This window comes from Enterobacter cloacae complex sp. IR5422 (assembly GCF_049238165.1).
GTDB classification, from domain to species: Bacteria; Pseudomonadota; Gammaproteobacteria; order Enterobacterales; family Enterobacteriaceae; genus Enterobacter; species Enterobacter roggenkampii.
The window spans coordinates 63,029-83,525 of sequence record NZ_JBMKHT010000006.1 but is presented as its reverse complement, the minus strand read 5'-3'; the positions used below and the strand labels follow the sequence as shown (position 1 = coordinate 83,525).

The following is a 20,497-nucleotide window of genomic DNA, read 5'->3' as shown; positions in this document are numbered from 1 at the left end:
TACTGATATGAACGCTCCATTTAGCTACTCTTCACCCACGCTCAGCGTTGAGGCGTTAAAGCACTCCATCGCCTACAAGCTGATGTTCACCATCGGGAAAGATCCGGTTATTGCCAACAAGCACGAGTGGCTGAACGCCACCCTGTTTGCGGTGCGCGACCGCTTAGTTGAACGCTGGCTGCGCTCAAACCGCGCCCAGCTCTCGCAGGAGACGCGTCAGGTTTACTATCTGTCGATGGAATTTTTGATTGGCCGCACGCTGTCCAATGCGCTGTTGTCGCTCGGTATTTATGACGACGTCAAAACCGCACTGGAAGAGATGGGGTTAGATTTAGAAGAACTGATCGACGAAGAGAACGACCCGGGCCTCGGTAACGGCGGTCTGGGACGTCTTGCCGCCTGCTTCCTCGACTCGCTGGCGACGCTGGCGCTGCCGGGCCGCGGCTACGGTATTCGCTACGATTACGGCATGTTCAAACAGAACATCGTCGACGGGCGTCAGAAAGAGTCCCCGGACTACTGGCTGGAGTACGGCAACCCGTGGGAGTTCAAGCGCCACAACACGCGCTATAAGGTGCGCTTTGGCGGGCGTATTCAGCAGGAAGGAAAAAAATCCCGCTGGGTGGAAACGGAAGAGATCCTGGCCGTGGCCTACGACCAGATCATCCCCGGCTACGACACCGATGCCACCAACACGCTGCGCCTGTGGAGCGCTCAGGCCAGTAGCGAAATTAACCTCGGTAAATTTAACCAGGGTGATTACTTCGCGGCGGTGGAGGATAAAAACCACTCCGAGAACGTATCCCGCGTGCTGTACCCGGATGACTCGACCTACTCAGGCCGCGAGCTGCGCCTGCGTCAGGAGTATTTCCTCGTTTCGGCGACCATTCAGGACATCCTCAGCCGCCACCATCAGCTGCACAAAACCTACGCCAACCTGGCGGAGAAAACCGCGATCCACCTTAATGACACCCACCCGGTGCTCTCTATTCCGGAGCTGATGCGCCTGCTGATCGACGAGCATAAGTTCAGCTGGGACGACGCCTTTGAGGTGACCTGCCAGGTGTTCTCGTACACCAACCACACGCTGATGAGCGAAGCGCTGGAGACGTGGCCGGTGGACATGCTTGGCAAAATCCTGCCGCGCCATCTGCAGATTATCTTTGAGATTAACGACTACTTCCTCAAGACGCTGCAGGAGCAGTATCCAAACGATACCGGCCTGCTGAGCCGCGCGTCCATCATTGATGAGTCGAACGGCCGCCGCGTGCGCATGGCCTGGCTGGCGGTTGTCATCAGCCACAAGGTCAACGGCGTGTCCGAGCTCCACTCGAACCTGATGGTGCAGTCGCTGTTTGCGGACTTCGCGAAGATCTTCCCGACGCGGTTCTGCAACGTGACCAACGGCGTCACCCCGCGCCGCTGGCTGGCGCTGGCCAACCAGCCGCTCTCGGAGGTGCTGGACGAGAATATCGGCCGCACCTGGCGTACCGATTTGAGCCAGCTGAGCGAGCTGGAACAGCATATTGATTTCCCGACGGTGAACAAAGCCGTGCGCGAAGCCAAGCTGCTGAACAAAAAGCGTCTGGCGGTCTGGCTGGCGATGCACCTGAACGTGGTGGCAAACCCGAAAGCGCTGTTCGACGTTCAGATCAAACGCATCCACGAATACAAGCGTCAGCTGATGAACGTGCTGCACGTGATCACCCATTACAACCGCATCAAGGCCGACCCGACGGCCGAATGGGTGCCGCGCGTGAAGATCTTCGCCGGTAAGGCGGCGTCGGCCTACTACATGGCGAAGCATATTATTCATCTCATCAACGACGTGGCGAAGGTGGTTAACCAGGATCCGGACATTGGCGACAAGCTGAAGGTGGTGTTCATTCCGAACTACAGCGTCAGCCTGGCGCAGCTGATCATCCCGGCGGCGGATCTCTCTGAGCAGATTTCCACGGCGGGGACGGAGGCATCCGGCACCAGTAACATGAAGTTTGCCCTCAACGGCGCGCTGACCATCGGCACGCTGGACGGGGCGAACGTCGAGATGCTGGAGCACGTGGGTGAAGACAATATCTTTATCTTCGGTAATACGACGGAAGAGGTGGAGGCGCTGCGCAGGAAAGGCTACTCGCCGCGTCAATATTACGAAGAGGATGAAGAGTTGCGTCAGGTACTGACGCAGATTGCAACCGGCGTGTTTAGCCCTGATGAACCGAGCCGCTACCGCGATCTGGTGGATTCGCTGATTAACTTTGGCGATCACTACCAGGTGCTGGCGGATTACCGCAGCTACGTCGACTGTCAGGATAAGGTGGACGAACTGTATCGCCAGCCTGAGAAGTGGACCAGCGCCGCGATGTACAACATCGCCAATATGGGCTATTTCTCGTCAGACAGGACCATCAAGGAGTATGCCGAGACGATCTGGCATATTGATCCGGTGAGGTTGTAAAAACAAAGCCGGGTGGCGGCTTCGCCTTACCCGGCCTACTTGATCACGTAGGCCCGGTAAGCGTAGCGCCACCGGGCGTTTTTTTGCATCAAGACGCCAGCGACAGCTCACGTTTCGCCGCATGTTGCAGCAACCACTGCGCCACGCGAGACTGCTGTTCGGCGTTGAGCCACATCCCTTCTTTGGTACGGCGCCAGATAGCATCATCCAGACGACGCACCCACTCGTGCTCAACCAGATAACGCAGCTCGGCTTCGTACAGCTCGTGACCGAAATGCTCGCCCAGATCGGCAATCTCTTTTGCATCACCCAGGATCAGCTCGGTATTGCTGCCGTAGGTGCGGGCATAGTGGCGCGCCATCCCTTCAGTGATGAACGGGAAGCGACGGCGCAGCTTCGCGGCGTAATCATCGCGGTTATCGCCGATATCACCGCCGGGCAGTACCGCGCCTTTGGTCCATGCCGGGCCAATGCCTTTATAGTACGGCGCCAGTTTTTCCAGCGCGTGCTCGGCCAGCTTGCGGTAGGTGGTGAGCTTGCCGCCAAACACGGACAGCAGCGGCGCCTGGCCGTCTACGTCGTGAATATCGAGCGTATAGTCGCGGGTGATGGCCTGCGGTGAGTCAGACTCGTCATCGCACAGCGGACGCACGCCAGAGTAGGTCCAGACCACGTCGTCGCGCGACAGCTGTTTCTTAAAGTGCGCGTTATACACTTTGAGCAGGTAGTTGACTTCGCTCTCGTCGATCTCAACGTTCTTCGGATCGCCTTTGTACTCCACGTCGGTGGTACCGATGATCGAGAATTCGTCCATCCACGGGATGACGAACACGATGCGCTTGTCTTCGTTCTGCAGGATGTAAGCCTGCTTCTGGGTATGCACGCGCGGCACCACAATGTGGCTGCCCTTTATCAGGCGGATGCCGTACGGGGATGGCAGATGCATGCCGTCATCAAAGAACTGCTTCACCCACGGGCCGGTGGCGTTCACCAGGCCGCGCGCTTTCCAGCTGAATTTCTCGCCGGTATCGATATCTTCCGCTTCGACAATCCACAGGCCGTTTTCACGACGGGCAGCGGTCGCGCGGGTGCGGGTTTTCACCTCGCCGCCTTTCTTCTCAACCATCTGCGCGTTCGCCAGCACCAGGCGGGCATCGTCCACCCAACAGTCGGAATATTCGAATCCGCGCACGATTTCAGGCTTAAGGACCGATTCTGAGCCAAAACGCAACCCTTTTGAACCCGGGAGGCTGGTGCGTTTACCCAGATGATCGTACATAAACAGACCAATGCGGATCATCCACGCCGGACGCAGATGCGGGCGATGGGGCAGGCGGAAGCGCATCGGAATCGCCAGATGCGGGGCCATTTTCAGCAGCACTTCACGTTCGGCCAGCGCTTCGCTGACCAGGCGGAATTCGTAGTGTTCCAGGTAGCGCAGGCCACCGTGAATCAGTTTGGAGCTGGCGGACGACGTCGCGCAGGCGAGATCGTTAGCTTCCAGCATCAGTACGGATAAACCGCGTCCTGCGGCATCGACCGCAATACCGGCACCGTTGATGCCACCGCCTATCACAATCAGATCTTTGGTTTCCATAACACCCTCATGCACTTTCGTTAAAGCTCAGAAATGTTCGATATCGCTCATAATAGCAAAGGAACGCGCTTTTGGTAACATCAAAAAAACAATTTAGAGTGATATGGATAACATAATGGCGTTTACCCGCCGCCAGGACGTACACTACGGGGTAAAATCTTGTCGTTGACCACTGTTAAGAGAACACCATGGATCAGTTTGAATGTATTAACGTAGAAGAAGCCCACCAGAAGATGCACCAGGGAAAAGCGGTGCTGGTGGACATCCGCGATCCGCAGAGTTTTGCGATGGGCCATACGCCGGGCGCGTTTCATCTCACCAACGACACGCTGGGCGCGTTTATGCGCGATAACGACTTCGACACGCCGGTGATGGTCATGTGCTATCACGGCAACAGCAGCAAAGGCGCGGCGCAGTATCTGCTTCAGCAGGGTTACGACGCGGTTTACAGCGTCGACGGCGGTTTCGATGCCTGGCATCGTCATTTCCCGGCGGAAGTGGAATACGCGTTTGAGCGCTGATCCCGCTATACTGTCCCCTTTTGTGTGGAAATAAGCGACCGCTGCCCATGTTGATGATCACCTCTTTTACCAACCCGCGCGTCGCCCAGGCGTTTGTCGACTATATGGCGACGCAGGGCGTTATTCTTACTATTCAGCAACATACGCAAACCGACGTCTGGCTGGCCGATGAGAGCCAGGCCGGGCGGGTAAACGAGGAGCTGGCGCGTTTTCTTGAGAACCCTGGCGACCCGCGCTATCTCGCGGCCAGCTGGCAATCCGGCCAGACCGGCAGCGGATTGCACTACAGCCGCTTTCCCTTCCTTGCCACCCTTCGCGAGCGCGCGGGCCCGTTTACGCTGCTGCTGATGGCGGCCTGCATCATCGTCTTTATTATCATGAACGTGGTCGGCGACCAGAGCGTGATGATTGCCCTGGCGTGGCCCTATGATCCGTCGCTTGAGTTTGACGTATGGCGCTACTCTAGCCACGCGCTGATGCACTTCTCGGTGATGCATATCCTCTTCAACCTGCTCTGGTGGTGGTATCTCGGCGGTGCCGTTGAAAAGCGTCTGGGCAGCGGCAAGCTGATCGTTATCACCATCATCAGCGCCCTGTTGAGCGGCTACGTACAGCACAAGTTCAGCGGCCCGTGGTTTGGCGGGCTGTCGGGTGTCGTCTATGCCCTGATGGGCTACGTCTGGCTTCGCGGGGAGCGCGATCCGCAAAGCGGCATCTATCTGCAACGCGGATTGATAACCTTTGCGTTAATATGGCTAATTGCCGGATGGTTTGATCTGTTTGGTATGTCTATCGCCAACGGTGCGCACGTCGCCGGGCTGGCCGTGGGGCTGGCGATGGCCTTTGCCGACACGCTCCATGCGCGAAAACGAACATAATTCTCAGGGATAATTGATGAAACAAACACAACGTCATGACGCCATTATCGAACTGGTAAAAAAACAGGGATACGTCAGCACCGAAGAGCTGGTGGAGCAGTTTGCCGTCAGCCCACAAACCATCCGTCGTGACCTGAACGACCTGGCCGATCAGAACCGTATTCTTCGCCACCACGGTGGCGCGGCGCTGCCGTCCAGCTCGGTTAACACCTCCTGGCACGACCGTAAAGCCACGCAGACGGCGGAGAAAGAGCGCATTGCCCGCAAGGTCGCCAGCCAGATCCCGAACGGGGCGACGCTGTTTATTGATATCGGCACCACGCCGGAGGCGGTCGCCCATGCGCTGCTGGATCACGAGAACCTGCGCGTGGTCACCAACAACCTGAACGTGGCCAACACCCTGATGCAGAAAGACGATTTCCGCATCATCCTCGCGGGCGGCGAGCTGCGCAGCCGCGACGGCGGGATTATCGGTGAAGCGACCCTCGACTTTATCTCTCAGTTCCGCCTCGACTTCGGCATTCTGGGCATCAGCGGCATCGACAGCGACGGTTCGCTGCTGGAGTTTGATTACCACGAGGTACGCACCAAGCGCGCGATCATTGAAAACTCACGCCACGTGATGCTGGTGGTGGATCACTCGAAGTTTGGCCGTAACGCGATGGTGAACATGGGCAGCATCAGCATGGTGGATGCGGTCTATACCGACGTGATGCCGCCAGCGGGCGTGATGCAGGTAATTAAAGATAATAATTTGCAGCTGGAACTGTGCTAACGGTTGTGTCGGGTGGCGCTGCGCTTACCCGACCTACAAATTGTTTTCCCTCTCCCTGTGGGAGAGGGCATCAGACCGCACAAAACTAAACGCCGTACCCCATCATCTTCAACAGCTGCTGCGCATGCTGCACCGCATCCTGTCGATGCGCCACGCCCAGCTTCTGGTACAGGTTGCGGATATGCGTTTTGATGGTGGTCGCCGCCACCGCCAGCTCGCCGGCAATCTGCTCGTTGCTGTAGCCTGAATAGATCAGCCCCAGAACCTGCCATTCGCGCTGGGTAAGCGGACTGGTGCGGATAAGCTCCGGCACTTCCGGGTGGTTTAGCAGACGTTCAACGAAGTTCTCATCGAAATGCGCAAACTTGTGGCGATGATGCTGGTTAATCTCGCGCAGAATGCGCTGGGCGCGATGCTGATCCAGCTCCGGCAGCGTGTTGAGCTGAATGAGCTGACGCAGCTGCTGGGCCATCACTTCCCCTTCAATTACAAAGTGGCTGATAAACCCGGTGCGGTTTGCCAGCTGTAGCGCCTCCAGCAGCACGCGCTGGGCATCGTTTTTACGGCCCGCCTGCCAGTAGAGCTGGTTTTGCAGCAGCAGGTTGCGGTTCAGGTCGCTCATCAGGCGCAGGCTGCGCGCGTTTTCGTTCAGCTCTTCCAGCACAATCTCTGCGGGCTCTAATTCACCGAGCAGGATCTGCGCGCGGGCAATGTTGCGCCACTGGCTCTGCAGGAAGTGGTTGTTGGCAAATTCCGGTTTTGGCGTCTGACGCAGCCAGTTGGCGGCGGATTTTTTATCGCCGGTCATCTGCCAGTAAATCACCCGGACCTTGTCGGCGTTTGACACCCAGTCGCTATGATACTGGCCGTTGCCGAGCAGGTTTTCCAGGCGGTTAAGATGGTTGCGGGCGTTATCGAGATCGCCGCGCGCCAGCGAGCACTGCACCAGCAGCGCCAGGCACTGCAGCTGCTGCTGAGGCTGGAAACTGGAAAGAACATCCACACCCTGGCGGGCGCAGCTTTCTGCTTCATCCAGACGCGACCATGCCCACAGTAATTGAGCGCGAATACGCAGCAGGAACTCGTGCATCGGCAGCTGTTCCAGATGCTGCTCGCGAATCAGCTGGAACGCTTTTTCCTGATTTTCCCAGGCGGCCTGCAGGAACCCCTGCGCGAATAAAATCTCGCTCTGCTGGATCAGGCTCCACAGCGCGTAGTGCCAGACATCATGACGACGCGCCATCTGTTCGGTTTGCTGCATCAGTGAAAGCGAGCGCGTGAGGTCGCCCTTGCAGTGCAGTACTTCGCCGTGTACGGAGGTCGCAACGATGCGGCTGTAGAAGTTGGCCAGCGGCAGTTCATCCAGCGCGACCATCGCCAGCCGTTCCGCTTCGTCCGGGTCGCCATCGTTAATGGCCACCTGAGCGCGCAGCGCGTTGAACTCGCCGTGCAGGGTGGTATCCATCTCGCTTTCCATCTCCTGCTCGGCGCGCGCCAGCAGGGTGTTCACTTCGCTGTAGCGATGCTGGCTCTGCATCAGCCAGGCCTGCAGCAGCACCAGACGCGGATTCTCCAGCAGGCTTTCCCACGGCAGGGCTTTCAGGGACTCTTCCAGCAGGGTCAGCTCGCTGTGGTTAAACAGGCCCCACGCGTGATTGAGGAGGATATCGCGCAGCATGCTGGCGTCACCGGCGGCGAGCGCGTGGTGGATGGCCTCGCTCGGGAAGCCCTGTGCCATCCAGCTTTCGGCAGCGGCACGGTGGATCTCCGGCAGTTCAACCGCCAGCTCCCACTGACAGCGCTGGCGCAGGAAGCTGCCAAACAGCGGATGATAGCTAAACCACTCGCTGGGATCGTCCATGCGCGTCAGGAAAAGGCCCTGACGTTCAATCTCTTCGAGCTGAAGCTGACCGTTTTCACAGCCCGTCACCCGCACGATCAGCGCATCGTTCATGGAGCGCAGCAGCGAGCTTTTCAGCAGGAAATTACGCGTCGAGGGATCGACGCTGTCCAGCACCTCATCCACCAGATAATCAGAGAGGTGGCTGGCGTTGATGCCGGCCAGGCGGCGCGCTGACTGATGCGCCGGGCTGTTGTTTTGCCGGGCAGAGAGGGCAATCAGCTGCAGCGCCGTTGCCCAGCCTGCGACGTCATCACACAGACGGCTGCTTTCGGCGGCCTCAATCGGTGAGTTCAGGCGGCAGTCGAAGAACTGTTTCGCTTCCTGGTGGGTAAAAGCAAGCTGTTGGCTACCCACTTCCAGAAGCTGATCGCGCACGCGCAGGTTGGCAATACCCAACTGCGGCAGGTTGCGTGACAGCACCACTAACGTCAGGTTTTCCGGCTGATGGCGCAGGAAGAAACGCATCGATTCATGAATCACCGGGTTAGTGATGAGATGGTAATCATCAATCACCACGTAAAGCGGGCGATGCCATTCAGCCAGTTCGATAAACAGCTGAGAGAAAAGGGAGGACAGGCTGGCGTACTGGCGCTTTTGCACCATCACCTCACTGGCGACGCAGTGTCCATGGGTGGCTTGCTGTATGGCGGCAATCAGATAGCTGGCAAAACGTTCTTGCTGGTTATCGCCCTCATCAAGGGAGTACCAGCCAAGATCGCTCTTACCTGCGGCCCATTGCGAGATGAGCGTTGTTTTTCCATAACCTGCAGGGCTCGTAACCAGCGCCAGTCGGAAATTATGCGCGCCGGAAAGTTTAGCCAACAGACGCTCGCGGACCACTGTATGGTCAAGACGAACCGGGCGACTTAATTTAGACGGAATCAACATAGGTTTCACTTCACTGTGGGGAACGAGAGATTTTATTTTTTTTGCGCTTCGTAATTAATACGATATAAGGTCGGTCAGAAAGAGAACTATTGCAAGTTATGTCTGGATTTGGTGGCTCTGAATTTGCACTCTGTCACAAAACATTCAGGCAGATGATGGAACTTTCTGGAAAGGGCTTTAATGCCGCGTCATTGCTGGCTTGTATGGTTGTGCTGCGGCTGCGCTGAAACTGGTTTCAGGAAGGGATAGTGACGTCAAATTTAATAAAGTGTGGGTAAAGTTCAGCGAGAATAATACCTTTCATCGTCATGACATCCTGTTGCAAAAATATTATTCCAGGTAAGTAATTATTTCGGCAGGGTTTAATTTCATCCGAAACTGCATTTCATTTCTTTGACATTCTCCTCGGTTACTTTTTTATCTTCCGGGCACACTCGAACTATGCTCTGAGAGTGGCCTTGATCACACTTTTCTGCTCATCCCCGCTACTCCTCCCTGTCTAATCCCCTACGGGAGGAGGAAGAGGTGAAATGAGCCAGGCACACTAGCGCCAACTTGTGTTTTCTTTCTAAAGGATGCCGATCCCCTATGTCACAGCCTACCTTCAACAAAGCTCAATTCCAGGCTGCCCTGACGCGTCAGTGGCAGCGTTTTGGCCTTCATGCTGCTAACGAGATGACGCCTCACCAGTGGTGGCAGGCAGTGAGCGGTGCGCTCGCAGAGCAGCTGGATGCTCAACCTCTGGCAAAACCGGCAAACGGGCAGCGCCATGTAAACTACATTTCAATGGAGTTCCTGATTGGCCGTCTGACGGGCAACAACCTGTTGAACCTCGGCTGGTATCAGGAGGTTGGTGACGTTCTTAAAGAACACGACATTAACCTGACCGATCTGCTGGAAGAAGAGATTGACCCGGCGCTGGGCAACGGTGGCCTGGGGCGTCTGGCGGCCTGTTTCCTGGATTCCATGGCGACCGTCGGCCAGTCGGCGATTGGTTACGGTCTGAACTACCAGTACGGCCTGTTCCGTCAGTCCTTCGCTGACGGCCATCAAATGGAAGCGCCGGACGACTGGCATCGCAATACCTACCCGTGGTTCCGTCATAACGCGCAGCTGGACGTGCAGGTTGGCATTGGCGGGAAAGTGACGAAGCAAGGCCTCTGGGAACCTGCGTTCACCATTACCGGCGAAGCCTGGGATCTGCCGGTGCTTGGCTACCGTAACGGCGTGGCGCAGCCGCTGCGTCTGTGGCAGGCGAAGCACGCCCATCCGTTTAACCTGACCAAATTTAACGACGGCGATTTCCTGCGTGCCGAGCAGCAGGGCATCGACGCCGAGAAGCTGACCAAAGTTCTCTACCCGAACGACAACCACCTGGCCGGTAAAAAGCTGCGCCTGATGCAGCAGTACTTCCAGTGCGCCTGCTCCGTGGCGGACATTCTGCGTCGCCATCACCTGGCGGGCCGCAAGCTGGCGCAGCTGCCGGACTTCGAAGTGATTCAGCTCAACGACACGCACCCGACCATTGCCATCCCGGAACTGCTGCGCGTGCTGATTGACGAGCATCAGCTGAGCTGGGACGACGCCTGGGCCATCACCAGCCGTACCTTTGCCTACACCAACCACACCCTGATGCCAGAAGCGCTTGAGTGCTGGGATGAGAAGCTGGTGAAAGCGCTGCTGCCGCGCCACATGCAGATCATCAACAAGATTAACGACCAGTTTAAAACCCTGGTGGATAAAACCTGGCCGGGCAACAAAGCGGTCTGGGCGAAGCTGGCGGTGGTTCACGATAAGCAGGTACGCATGGCGAACATGTGCGTAGTAAGCGGCTTTGCGGTGAACGGCGTGGCGGCGCTGCACTCGGATCTGGTGGTCAAAGATCTGTTCCCGGAATACCACCAGCTGTGGCCGACCAAATTCCACAACGTGACCAACGGCATTACGCCGCGTCGCTGGATCAAGCAGTGCAACCCGCTGCTGGCTGGCCTGCTGGACAAGACCCTGAAGAAAGAGTGGGCGAACGATCTGGACCAGCTCATCAACCTGGAAAAATACGCTGACGACGCGAAATTCCGCGAACAGTACCGCGCGATCAAGCTGGAGAACAAAGTTCGCCTGGCGGCGTTCGTGAAAGCGCGCACCGGGATTGAGATCAACCCGAATGCGATTTTCGATATCCAGATCAAACGCCTGCACGAGTACAAACGTCAGCACCTGAACCTGCTGCACATTCTGGCGCTGTACAAAGAGATCCGCGAGAACCCGCAGGCTGACCGCGTGCCGCGCGTGTTCCTGTTCGGCGCGAAGGCGGCGCCGGGCTACTACCTGGCGAAAAACATTATCCTCGCCATCAATAAAGTGGCGGAGGCGATCAACAGCGATCCGAACGTGGGCGACAAGCTGAAGGTGGTGTTCCTGCCGGATTACTGCGTCTCGGCGGCTGAAATGCTGATCCCGGCGGCGGATATCTCCGAGCAGATCTCAACCGCAGGAAAAGAAGCCTCCGGTACCGGCAACATGAAGCTGGCGCTGAACGGCGCGCTGACCGTCGGCACGCTGGACGGGGCGAACGTCGAAATCGCCGAGAAGGTGGGCGAAGAGAATATCTTTATCTTCGGCCACACCGTGGAAGAGGTGAAAGCCATCAAGGCCAAAGGCTACGACCCGGTGAAATGGCGTAAGAAAGACAAAGTGCTGGACGCGGTGCTGAAGGAGCTGGAGAGCGGCAAATACAGCGACGGCGACAAGCACGCGTTTGACCAGATGCTGCACAGCATGGACAAACACGGCGGTGACCCGTATCTGGTGATGGCGGACTTCACGGCCTACGTTGAAGCGCAAAAACAGGTCGACGTGCTGTATCGCGACCAGGAAGCGTGGACCCGGGCGTGCATTCTGAACACCGCGCGCTGCGGCATGTTCAGCTCTGACCGCTCAATCCGTGATTATCAGGCCCGTATCTGGCAGGCAAAACGCTAAGGAAGCGCGATGGAGAGTAAACGTCTGGACAGTGCCGCGCAGGCGGCGGGAATTAGCCTCAGTTACATTAATGCTCACGGCAAACCACAGTCTATTGGCGCCGACACCAAAAGACGTTTGCTGGATGCCATGCACAAAACCGACGCGAAAGCGTCGGTTGCGCCGGTGCCGAACGTGAAGGTATTCACCGCAGGTAAAAAGATGCCGCTCGCGGTGGAAGGGCGCGGCGAGTTTAGCTGGCTGCTCACGACCGAAGAGGGGCATCAGCACAAAGGCCACGCCACCGGCGGCAAAACCCTTAACCTTCCGGCGAAGCTGCCGGAGGGCTACCACACCCTGACGCTCACCCAGGACGATCGGCGTTTCCACTGCCGGGTGATCGTCGCGCCAAAACGCTGCTACGAGCCGCAGGCGCTGCTCGAAGGGAAAAAGCTGTGGGGCGCCTGCGTGCAGCTCTATACGCTGCGCTCCGACAGCAACTGGGGGATCGGTGATTTTGGCGATCTGAAGAACATGCTGGCATCCGTGGGCGAGCGCGGCGGCGCGTTTATCGGCCTCAACCCGATCCACGCCCTCTATCCGGCCAACCCGGAGAGCGCCAGCCCGTACAGCCCGTCCTCCCGTCGCTGGCTGAACGTGATTTATATCGACGTTAACGCCTTAGATGACTTCAAAAACAGCAAAGAGGCGCAGGCCTGGTGGAAACTCAGTACCACGCAGCAGGCGCTGAAGCAGGCGCGCGAAGCCGACTGGGTGGATTACTCCACCGTCACGGCGCTGAAAATGGCCGCGCTGCGTCTGGCGTGGAAAGGCTTTTCGCAGCGCGATGACGAGCAGATGGCTGCGTTCCGCCAGTTTGTGGCGCAGGAGGGCGAGAGCCTGTACTGGCAGGCGGCGTTCGATGCGCTGCACGCATATCAGGTAAAAGAGGACGAAATGCGCTGGGGCTGGCCGGTCTGGCCTGAAGCGTATCAATCCGTCGACACGCCGGAAGTGAAAGCGTTCTGTAAAAAATATGCTGATGAAGTGGACTTCTACCTGTGGCTGCAGTGGCTGGCGTACAGCCAGTTTGCCGCCTGCTGGCAGGTGAGCCAGGGCTATAAAATGCCGATTGGCCTGTACCGCGATCTGGCCGTCGGTGTGGCAGAGGGCGGCGCGGAAACCTGGTGCGACCGTGAACTCTACTGCCTGAAGGCCTCCGTCGGCGCGCCGCCGGATATCCTTGGCCCGCTCGGCCAGAACTGGGGCTTGCCGCCGATGGATCCGCACGTGATGGCGGCGCGCGCCTACGAGCCGTTTATCGACCTGCTGCGCGCCAACATGCAGAACTGCGGGGCGCTGCGTATTGACCACGTGATGTCCGTGCTGCGCCTGTGGTGGATCCCGTACGGTGAAACGGCGGATCACGGGGCATACGTGCAGTATCCGGTTGACGATCTGCTGTCGATCCTGGCCCTGGAAAGCAAGCGTCACCAGTGCATGGTGATCGGTGAAGATCTCGGTACCGTGCCGGTGGAGATTGTCAGCAAGCTCCGCGACAGCGGCGTCTACTCCTATAAAGTGCTCTATTTTGAAAACGACCATGAGAAAACCTTCCGCGCGCCGCAAGCGTACCCTGAACAGTCAATGGCAGTCGCGACGACGCATGACCTTCCTACGCTTCGTGGCTATTGGGAAAGCGGCGATCTGACCCTTGGCAAAACGCTGGGCCTGTATCCTGACGAAGAGGTGTTACGCGGTCTTTATCAGGATCGCGAGCTCTCCAAACAGGGGCTGCTGGATGCGCTGCATAAGCATGGCTGTCTGCCGAAGCGCGCCGGGCATAAAGCGTCGCTGATGGCGATGACTGCGACACTCAACCGCGGTTTGCAACGCTATATTGCCGACAGCAACAGCGCGCTGCTGGGCCTGCAGCCGGAAGACTGGATTGATATGGCGGAGCCGGTGAACATTCCGGGTACCAGCTATCAGTACAAGAACTGGCGTCGCAAGCTGTCCACCACGCTTGAGGCGATGTTTGCCGATGATGGGGTGAACAGGCTGATTAAGGATTTGGATAAGCGGCGAAAAGCTGCTGGTAAGAAGTAATAAAAAACCCGCCAGTGGCGGGTTTTTTATTATCAGGTGGTGCTCATGTAGGTCGGGTAAGGCGTAGCCGCCACCCGACTTAGGGCATCAGACCACCATATTCAGCAGCAGCACCCCGACCAGACCGCACACCGAAATAATGGTTTCCAGCGCAGACCAGGACTTGATGGTTTCACCGATCGTCAGGTTGAAGTACTCCTTGAACAGCCAGAAGCCCGGATCGTTTACGTGAGAGAAAATCACGCTACCGGAACCGACGGCGATAACCATCAGCTCAGGGCTCACGCCCGTGGTGGCAATCAGCGGCGCAACGATGCCGCCTGCGGTGATCGCTGCAACGGTCGCAGAACCCAGCGCAATACGCAGAACCGCGGCAATAGACCAGGCCATCAGAAGCGGCGACACGTTGGTTTCATGCATCATAGCAGCGATGTATTTGTCCACGCCGCTGTCAACCAGAACCTGTTTGAACGCACCGCCACCGCCGATGATCAGCAGCATCATGGCAATGATTTTGATGGAAGAGGTCAGCGTGTCGTTGATCTGATCCATGGAGCGGCCGCGGTTCAGACCGAAAGTGAACATTGCGATCAGCACGGCAATCAGCGTTGCCATCACCGGGTCACCCAGGAATTCTGCAACGGACAGGAACGCATGACCTTTTGGCAGAACCATCTCTGCCACGGCGCGCATCGCCATCAGGATCACCGGTACCAGAGAGGTCCAGACGCTGACGCCAAAGCCAGGCATCTCTTCTTCGGTGAAGGTTTTGGCGCTGTACAGACCTTCCGGAATCGGCTTATCAATGCCTTTCAGGAAGCGGGCATAAACCGGGCCTGCCAGAATCACCGTCGGGATCGCCAGAATCGTGCCGAACAGAAGGGTTTTACCCATGTCGGCGTGGAAGATGGTGGCGATAGCGGTTGGGCCCGGGTGCGGCGGCAGGAAGCCGTGGGTCACGGACAGCGCCGCGGCCATTGGCACACCGACATACAGCAGCGGGATGCTCGCGGCAGCCGCAATGGTGAACACCAGCGGCAGCATCAGCACGAAGCCTACTTCATAGAACAGCGCGAAACCAACGGTAAAGCCGGTTAACACCACTGCCCACTGAATGTTCTTCTTACCAAATTTGTCGATAAGCGTGGTGGCAATACGCTGGGCGCCACCGCAGTCCGCCAGCATTTTACCGAGCATGGCGCCGAAGCCCATGATCAACGCCAGGCTGCCGAGCGTGCCGCCGACACCGGCTTTAATCGAGCTGATAACTTTAACCAGCGGCATCCCCTGCATCAGACCGACTGCAAGTGCCACCAGAACCAGAGCGATAAATCCGTTCATTTTGAAGCGGATCATCAAGAGCAGTAATAACACAACACCGATAGCAACGATGACTAATGGCATGATTTACCTGGCCTTTGAATTGTTATGGGTAACGTCATTGTTTCAACGACAAATTCCGGTTGTCCCAACTGGGAACAGAGAAGTAACGGCACTAATACTGATGCCTTTTAAACGATTAAGTTTAGTCGGCTGTTATGAGTGTGCTTAGTGCCCATGGGAATGATACGGGTAACATGGCGTGATTGAGAATCACCCTGGAAGGCAAAATGTGAATTATGAGACGCAGGTCAACATATAGAGGGGAGTGAAGAGGGGGAGCAGGGTTTTGTAGGCCCGGTAAGCGCAGCGCCACCGGGCAATACAGACGGGCAATGAATCAGTAATAAGAGTGCTCGCCGCGCTGGTGTTCGGTCAGGTCACGCACGCCTTTCAGTTCCGGGAACTCGTTCAGCAGCTGCTTCTCGATCCCTTCTTTCAGGGTGACATCGACCATTGAACAGCCGTTACAGCCGCCGCCAAACTGCAGAATGGCAAAACCTTCGTCGGTGATTTCCATCAGGGAAACACGACCGCCATGGCCAGCCAGCTGCGGGTTAATCTGGGATTGCAGCAGATACTCAACGCGCTCCATCAGCGGGGCATCGTCAGACACTTTACGCATTTTCGCGTTCGGCGCTTTCAGGGTCAGCTGAGATCCCAGCTGATCGGTGACGAAGTCGATCTCCGCATCTTCAAGATACGGTGCGCTCAGCTCATCAACATAGGCGGTGAGCTGTTCAAATTTAAGGGCAGTGTCGGTGGCTTCCACGGCGTCCGGAGGACAATAAGAAACACCACATTCTGCATTCGGCGTGCCTGGATTGATCACAAACACACGGATCTGCGTCCCTTCTTCCTGATTTGCCAGCAGTTTGGCAAAGTGCGCTTGTGCAGAATCGGAAATACGGATCATAGCTTTGGCCTAATAGTTGACTAAATTACCTGGGTATAATCATACGCCCATTGAAGAAGGGCTACAAGGTACGGCACAGACACCATACCTGAACCGACGCGGCGCCGCTTTGCAAAAGCAGTCGGGAAAGTTCAGCAACGGTACTGCCTGTGGTGACGACATCATCCACAATCGCGATATGGAGACCGTCGACCGGCAATTCAAGGCGAAAGGCATTTTTGAGGTTTCTTTTGCGAAGCCGGGCGCTGAGCTGATGCTGGATGGCGGTGGCATGAACACGCGTCAGCGCGCGGGCATCATACTGACAGCCAAGCCACCGGGCGAGGTGACGGCAGATCAGGTCACTCTGGTTATAGCCCCGCCGCCAGTGCCGACGTCGGTACAGGGGGACATTTACCACCCTGTCGATTTTCGGCAATGCGCGGTGGCGCCGCGCCTGCAAAACCGCCAGCAGTAGCAGTCGCGCAAGGGGCTGTGCCAGGGAACTTTGACCGGAAAACTTCAGCGCGTGAATCAGCCTGCTCAGCGGCGGAACATAATTATCCACCGCCACCAGCGCGCTCCACGGCGGGGATTTTTTCAGGCACCGGCCACAGGGCAAAGAGGGATTTGTGGCCGGTAAACCACATTGTGGACAGATCCCGATACGCCATTGCAGCGATCGCGTACAGACGGAGCAGATGCCCCACCTGCTGAGTGCCAGCGGCATTCGGCATAGCCAGCACAACCCAGGTACTGTTAGCATGTGCAACCTCCATGTGAAAAAGAGAACAGTAACTGATGAAGACGCTGTGGTGGCAGACCGTCGGAACGGGAAATTGCCATCTTGTGCTGCTGCACGGATGGGGACTGAATGCTGAAGTGTGGCGTTGCGTAAGCGAGGAACTTGCCTCGCAATTTACGCTGCATCTGGTGGATTTGCCGGGTTATGGCCGCAGCCGCGGCTTTGGCGCGATGTCGCTTGATGAGATGGCGCAGCAGGTTCTGGACGCCGCGCCGCAAAACGCTGTCTGGCTGGGCTGGAGCCTGGGCGGGCTGGTGGCAAGCAAGATTGCGCTGGATAACCCCGGGCGCGTAAGCGCGCTGGTTACCGTTGCCTCGTCACCCTGCTTTAGCGCGCAGGACGCGTGGCCGGGGATCAAGCCTGAAGTGCTGGCAGGATTCCAGCAGCAGCTAAGCGACGATTTCCAGCGGACGGTGGAGCGTTTTCTCGCGCTGCAGACGATGGGTACAGAAACCGCGCGTCAGGACGCGCGCACGCTGAAGCAGACCGTGCTGTCGCTGCCGATGCCTGACGTTGAGGTGCTTAACGGGGGGCTTGAGATACTCAAGACGATCGATCTGCGTGAACCGCTGGCGTCGCTGGCGCTTCCGCACCTGCGTATGTATGGCTATCTGGACGGGCTGGTTCCGCGTAAGGTGGTGCCACTGTTGGATAACCTGTGGCCGGAAAGCCAATCAATGGTGGTTGCTAAAGCGGCACACGCGCCATTTATTTCACATCCTGGCGAGTTTTGTTCGGCGCTGTCCGCCTTTATTCGCGCAGTGCCCACCACTCCCTGAGGCAGGCTTTTCCTTCCGGGCAATGTTTACAGCTGCCGGACAGACAACCGTCCGGCTCTTCCTGAATGCGCACCGCTTTCCCCATGGCTTCCAGTCTTTCCAGCATGGCGTCGATCATCGGCTGCGGCGTATGCAGGCTGAGGCTCAGCTGTTTCGCCTCCATTCGCCCCTGCAGTGCCAGCAGGTCACGAACCTGAATCAACGATGCCATGGGGTGTGCTCCTTAGTGACAGTCGCCTGCCGGGCTGTTGCAGCAGGTTGCGGCGGTTTTACGGTTTGCCAGCAGGTCGATGTCGACGCGGCTGCGTGCCCGCCGCAGCAGGCCGAGAACGATCACGTTAAACAGCACAACCGCGAGAATGCAGACCAGGCTGTAGCGCGGGTGCTGGCTGAAATTAACGGTTTGATAAAACAGCGTCGCCAGCGAATACGCGATGTTTAATCCCCACAGGATGGAGAAGCCCATCCAGCCGCGGCTGGACTCGCGGGCAATCGCCCCCATCACGGAGATGCATGGAATATAGAGCAGAACGAAGATGAGGTAGCTGTAGGCCGCGGACGCGCTGCCAAACTTCTCGCCCATCACGCCCATGGCACCGGTCGCCATCTCGCCGTCGCCTTTGCTCGCCTCAATCGGGTTCGCCAGCACGCTCAGGCTGAAGGTGTCCTTCAGGCTCTGCCAGGTTTCCTCTACGGCACCCAGCAGTTCGTCACCGAGGTGAAACTCCGCCGGGTTAAATTCCTGCTCCTGAATGTTCTCGGCGGTGTAGAGCGTGTTCAGGGTACCGACAACCACCTCTTTTGCCATCGCGCCGGTAAACAGCCCGACGGTTGCCTGCCAGTTATCCTCATGCACGCCAATCGGTTTGAAGACCGGCGTGATGACGCGGCTGACGGAGGCGAGGGCAGAGTCGTTAATGTTATCCGCTGCCTGTCCACTCAGGGTAAAGCTGTTCAGCGCGCTCAGGAAAACGCTGACGATGACAATCACCTTACCGGCGCGCAGGACGAAGCCTTTCAGACGCTGCCAGGTCTGGATCGCCAGGCTTTTCAGATGGGGGACGTGGTACACCGGCAGCTCCATCACGAACGGCGACGCTTCACCGCGCATGATGGTGTGTTTCAGCATTAAGCCGGTCAGGATCGCCATCACGATGCCCAGGACGTACAGCGAGAAGACCGCCAGCGCGCCCTGCTGGCCAAAGAAGGCTGCCGCAAAGACCGCAAAGATCGCCAGTCGGGCACCGCAGGACATAAACGGCGCCATCATGATGGTCATCAGACGCTCGCGCGGTGCATCCAGCGTGCGCGCGCCCATCACCGACGGCACGTTACAGCCGAAGCCGACGATCAGCGGGACGAAGGATTTGCCCGGCAGGCCCAGCGCCTGCATCAGACGATCCATCACGAACGCCGCGCGCGCCATGTAGCCGGAATCTTCCAGGAACGAGAGGAACAGGTACATCATGCCGATCTGCGGCACCAGCGGCAGAACGGTATTGATACCGCCGCCGATCCCCTGCGCGAGGAAGATGGTGAGCCATTCCGGGAAGTGCAGGGTGTAGCCCACCCACTGAATGCCGTGCACGAAGACCGCGACGGAACCGGCGTCAAAAATCGGCTGCAGCGCGCCACCGATGTTAATGGCGAGCAGGAACATCACGTACATCACCAGCAGGAAGATCGGCAAACCGAGGAAGCGGTTGAGCACAATCTTATCCACCGCCGCCGTAAAGCGGCTGGGTTCCGCCGTCAGCGCGTTACTGACCACGTCGCAGATCGAGGCGATAGCCTGGTAACGGGCATCGGCGATGTGCAGCGCCGGGTCGTCCAGCTCGTCGCTAAGACGGGCCACCGTCACGTCCAGCTTATCGGCCGCATGACCGGCATAAGCGCGGCTGTAGATATCCCCTTCCAGCATCTGCAGGCCAAGCCACAGGCGCTGTTTAGCAGGCATGGCTTTGTCCATCTCCTGCGCCAGCACGTTGGCTTCGCGCAGGAGAGGCTGGGCGTAGTGCACCAGCTCAACGTCGCGATTTCCCGCGTGACGGTCAATGGCCAGCTTCAGCGCATCAATACCGCGCGCGCGCGTCGAGACCAGCGGAACGACCGGGCACCCGAGGCGCGCGGAGAGGGCATCAACGTCGATGCGTAGCTTTTGTTTCTCTGCGATGTCGAGCATGTTGAGCGCCACGATGCAGGGGATACCCAGCTCCAGCAGCTGCAGCGTCAGATAGAGGTTACGCTCGAGGTTCGAGGCATCGACCACGTTGATCAGCAGATCCGCATCGCCGCCAAGAATGTAGTGACAGGCGATTTGCTCATCGAGCGAAGTTTGCGACGAAATGGTGGTTAAGGAGTAGGTGCCGGGAAGGTCAACCAGCGTCACCTGGTTGTCTGTCGTCGTGAACTGGCCCTCTTTACGTTCAACCGTTACGCCCGCCCAGTTGCCCACGCGCTGGCGAGCCCCGGTCAGCTGGTTAAAAAGCGTAGTCTTGCCGGAATTAGGATTGCCAATTAAGCCAATAGTTAACTTTTTCATTTTTCTGGA

The 20,497-nt window shown here is 57.8% G+C and carries 14 protein-coding genes; 7 read left to right on the top strand and 7 right to left on the bottom strand.

Features of this window, described 5'->3' with window-relative positions:
* Positions 1-7 precede the first annotated feature (7 nt).
* Entirely contained in the window at positions 8-2,455 is a 2,448-nt protein-coding gene (gene glgP, locus ACOTXT_RS04910) for a glycogen phosphorylase (RefSeq protein ID WP_025910282.1), read from the top strand.
* A gap of 88 nt (positions 2,456-2,543) precedes the next feature.
* Here the strand turns inward: glgP and glpD are convergent, their stop codons facing one another.
* Positions 2,544-4,052: a glycerol-3-phosphate dehydrogenase gene (gene glpD, locus ACOTXT_RS04905; RefSeq protein ID WP_021242183.1), complete on the bottom strand. Its 1,509-nt coding sequence runs from the start codon at positions 4,050-4,052 to the stop codon at positions 2,544-2,546.
* Between the two features lie 188 nt (positions 4,053-4,240).
* On the opposite strand from glpD, the gene glpE reads away from it, so the two are divergent.
* Genes glpE through ACOTXT_RS04890 form a run of 3 tightly spaced genes read left to right on the top strand, consistent with a single transcriptional unit; the run spans position 4,241 to position 6,226 of the window.
* A complete protein-coding gene (gene glpE / locus ACOTXT_RS04900; RefSeq protein ID WP_008503062.1) occupies positions 4,241-4,573 on the top strand; it encodes a thiosulfate sulfurtransferase GlpE in 333 nt (110 codons plus the stop codon).
* Positions 4,574-4,620: 47 nt separating this feature from the next.
* Positions 4,621-5,451: a rhomboid family intramembrane serine protease GlpG gene (glpG, locus tag ACOTXT_RS04895; RefSeq protein WP_421625287.1), complete on the top strand. Its 831-nt coding sequence runs from the start codon at positions 4,621-4,623 to the stop codon at positions 5,449-5,451.
* Between the two features lie 16 nt (positions 5,452-5,467).
* The gene (locus tag ACOTXT_RS04890; RefSeq protein WP_008503060.1) at positions 5,468-6,226 is read left to right on the top strand and encodes a DeoR/GlpR family transcriptional regulator; all 759 of its coding nucleotides are present in this window, start codon (positions 5,468-5,470) and stop codon (positions 6,224-6,226) included.
* Between the two features lie 85 nt (positions 6,227-6,311).
* Here the strand turns inward: ACOTXT_RS04890 and malT are convergent, their stop codons facing one another.
* Positions 6,312-9,017: an HTH-type transcriptional regulator MalT gene (malT, locus tag ACOTXT_RS04885; RefSeq protein WP_333163906.1), complete on the bottom strand. Its 2,706-nt coding sequence runs from the start codon at positions 9,015-9,017 to the stop codon at positions 6,312-6,314.
* A 588-nt stretch (positions 9,018-9,605) separates the two neighbouring features.
* Here malT and malP point away from each other — a divergent pair.
* Both malP and malQ read left to right on the top strand, forming a co-directional pair.
* On the top strand, positions 9,606-11,999 hold the full coding sequence (gene malP, locus ACOTXT_RS04880; protein WP_045353292.1) for a maltodextrin phosphorylase: 2,394 nt from the start codon (positions 9,606-9,608) through the stop codon (positions 11,997-11,999).
* 9 nt (positions 12,000-12,008) lie between these two features.
* Positions 12,009-14,087 carry a 4-alpha-glucanotransferase gene (gene malQ / locus ACOTXT_RS04875; protein ID WP_055322005.1) on the top strand — a complete coding sequence of 693 codons (2,079 nt, stop codon included), beginning with the start codon at positions 12,009-12,011 and terminating at the stop codon, positions 14,085-14,087.
* 87 nt (positions 14,088-14,174) lie between these two features.
* Here malQ and gntT read toward each other — a convergent pair whose 3' ends face one another.
* From gntT to gntX, 3 genes are all read right to left on the bottom strand, one after another.
* A complete protein-coding gene (gene gntT / locus ACOTXT_RS04870; protein ID WP_013099097.1) occupies positions 14,175-15,491 on the bottom strand; it encodes a gluconate transporter in 1,317 nt (438 codons plus the stop codon).
* 316 nt (positions 15,492-15,807) lie between these two features.
* Positions 15,808-16,383 (bottom strand): Fe-S biogenesis protein NfuA, encoded by a 576-nt coding sequence (gene nfuA, locus ACOTXT_RS04865; protein WP_008503055.1) that lies wholly within the window; start codon positions 16,381-16,383, stop codon positions 15,808-15,810.
* A 61-nt stretch (positions 16,384-16,444) separates the two neighbouring features.
* On the bottom strand, positions 16,445-17,128 hold the full coding sequence (gntX, locus tag ACOTXT_RS04860; protein WP_055322004.1) for a DNA utilization protein GntX: 684 nt from the start codon (positions 17,126-17,128) through the stop codon (positions 16,445-16,447).
* A gap of 35 nt (positions 17,129-17,163) precedes the next feature.
* On the opposite strand from gntX, the gene bioH reads away from it, so the two are divergent.
* A complete protein-coding gene (gene bioH / locus ACOTXT_RS04855) occupies positions 17,164-17,946 on the top strand; it encodes a pimeloyl-ACP methyl ester esterase BioH (protein WP_008503053.1) in 783 nt (260 codons plus the stop codon).
* On the opposite strand, the gene feoC is transcribed toward bioH, so the two are convergent.
* Together feoC and feoB are read right to left on the bottom strand one after the other, a co-directional pair.
* Positions 17,918-18,157, bottom strand: a complete 240-nt coding sequence (feoC, locus tag ACOTXT_RS04850) for a [Fe-S]-dependent transcriptional repressor FeoC (protein WP_008503052.1) — start codon at positions 18,155-18,157, stop codon at positions 17,918-17,920. The two genes, bioH and feoC, sit on opposite strands and share 29 nt — an antisense overlap.
* A 12-nt stretch (positions 18,158-18,169) precedes the next feature.
* A complete protein-coding gene (gene feoB, locus ACOTXT_RS04845; protein ID WP_021242189.1) occupies positions 18,170-20,488 on the bottom strand; it encodes a Fe(2+) transporter permease subunit FeoB in 2,319 nt (772 codons plus the stop codon).
* Positions 20,489-20,497 lie beyond the last annotated feature (9 nt).

Coding starts and splice junctions, on each gene's coding strand:
- malQ (WP_055322005.1), top strand. CDS start 12,009: ATGGAGAGTAAACGTCTGGACAGTGCCGCGCAGGCGGCGGGAATTAGC.
- nfuA (WP_008503055.1), bottom strand. CDS start 16,383: ATGATCCGTATTTCCGATTCTGCACAAGCGCACTTTGCCAAACTGCTG.
- feoC (WP_008503052.1), bottom strand. CDS start 18,157: ATGGCATCGTTGATTCAGGTTCGTGACCTGCTGGCACTGCAGGGGCGA.
- gntX (WP_055322004.1), bottom strand. CDS start 17,128: ATGCTAACAGTACCTGGGTTGTGCTGGCTATGCCGAATGCCGCTGGCA.
- bioH (WP_008503053.1), top strand. CDS start 17,164: ATGAAGACGCTGTGGTGGCAGACCGTCGGAACGGGAAATTGCCATCTT.
- malT (WP_333163906.1), bottom strand. CDS start 9,017: ATGTTGATTCCGTCTAAATTAAGTCGCCCGGTTCGTCTTGACCATACA.
- feoB (WP_021242189.1), bottom strand. CDS start 20,488: ATGAAAAAGTTAACTATTGGCTTAATTGGCAATCCTAATTCCGGCAAG.
- glpD (WP_021242183.1), bottom strand. CDS start 4,052: ATGGAAACCAAAGATCTGATTGTGATAGGCGGTGGCATCAACGGTGCC.
- malP (WP_045353292.1), top strand. CDS start 9,606: ATGTCACAGCCTACCTTCAACAAAGCTCAATTCCAGGCTGCCCTGACG.
- glpE (WP_008503062.1), top strand. CDS start 4,241: ATGGATCAGTTTGAATGTATTAACGTAGAAGAAGCCCACCAGAAGATG.
- glpG (WP_421625287.1), top strand. CDS start 4,621: ATGTTGATGATCACCTCTTTTACCAACCCGCGCGTCGCCCAGGCGTTT.
- gntT (WP_013099097.1), bottom strand. CDS start 15,491: ATGCCATTAGTCATCGTTGCTATCGGTGTTGTGTTATTACTGCTCTTG.
- ACOTXT_RS04890 (WP_008503060.1), top strand. CDS start 5,468: ATGAAACAAACACAACGTCATGACGCCATTATCGAACTGGTAAAAAAA.
- glgP (WP_025910282.1), top strand. CDS start 8: ATGAACGCTCCATTTAGCTACTCTTCACCCACGCTCAGCGTTGAGGCG.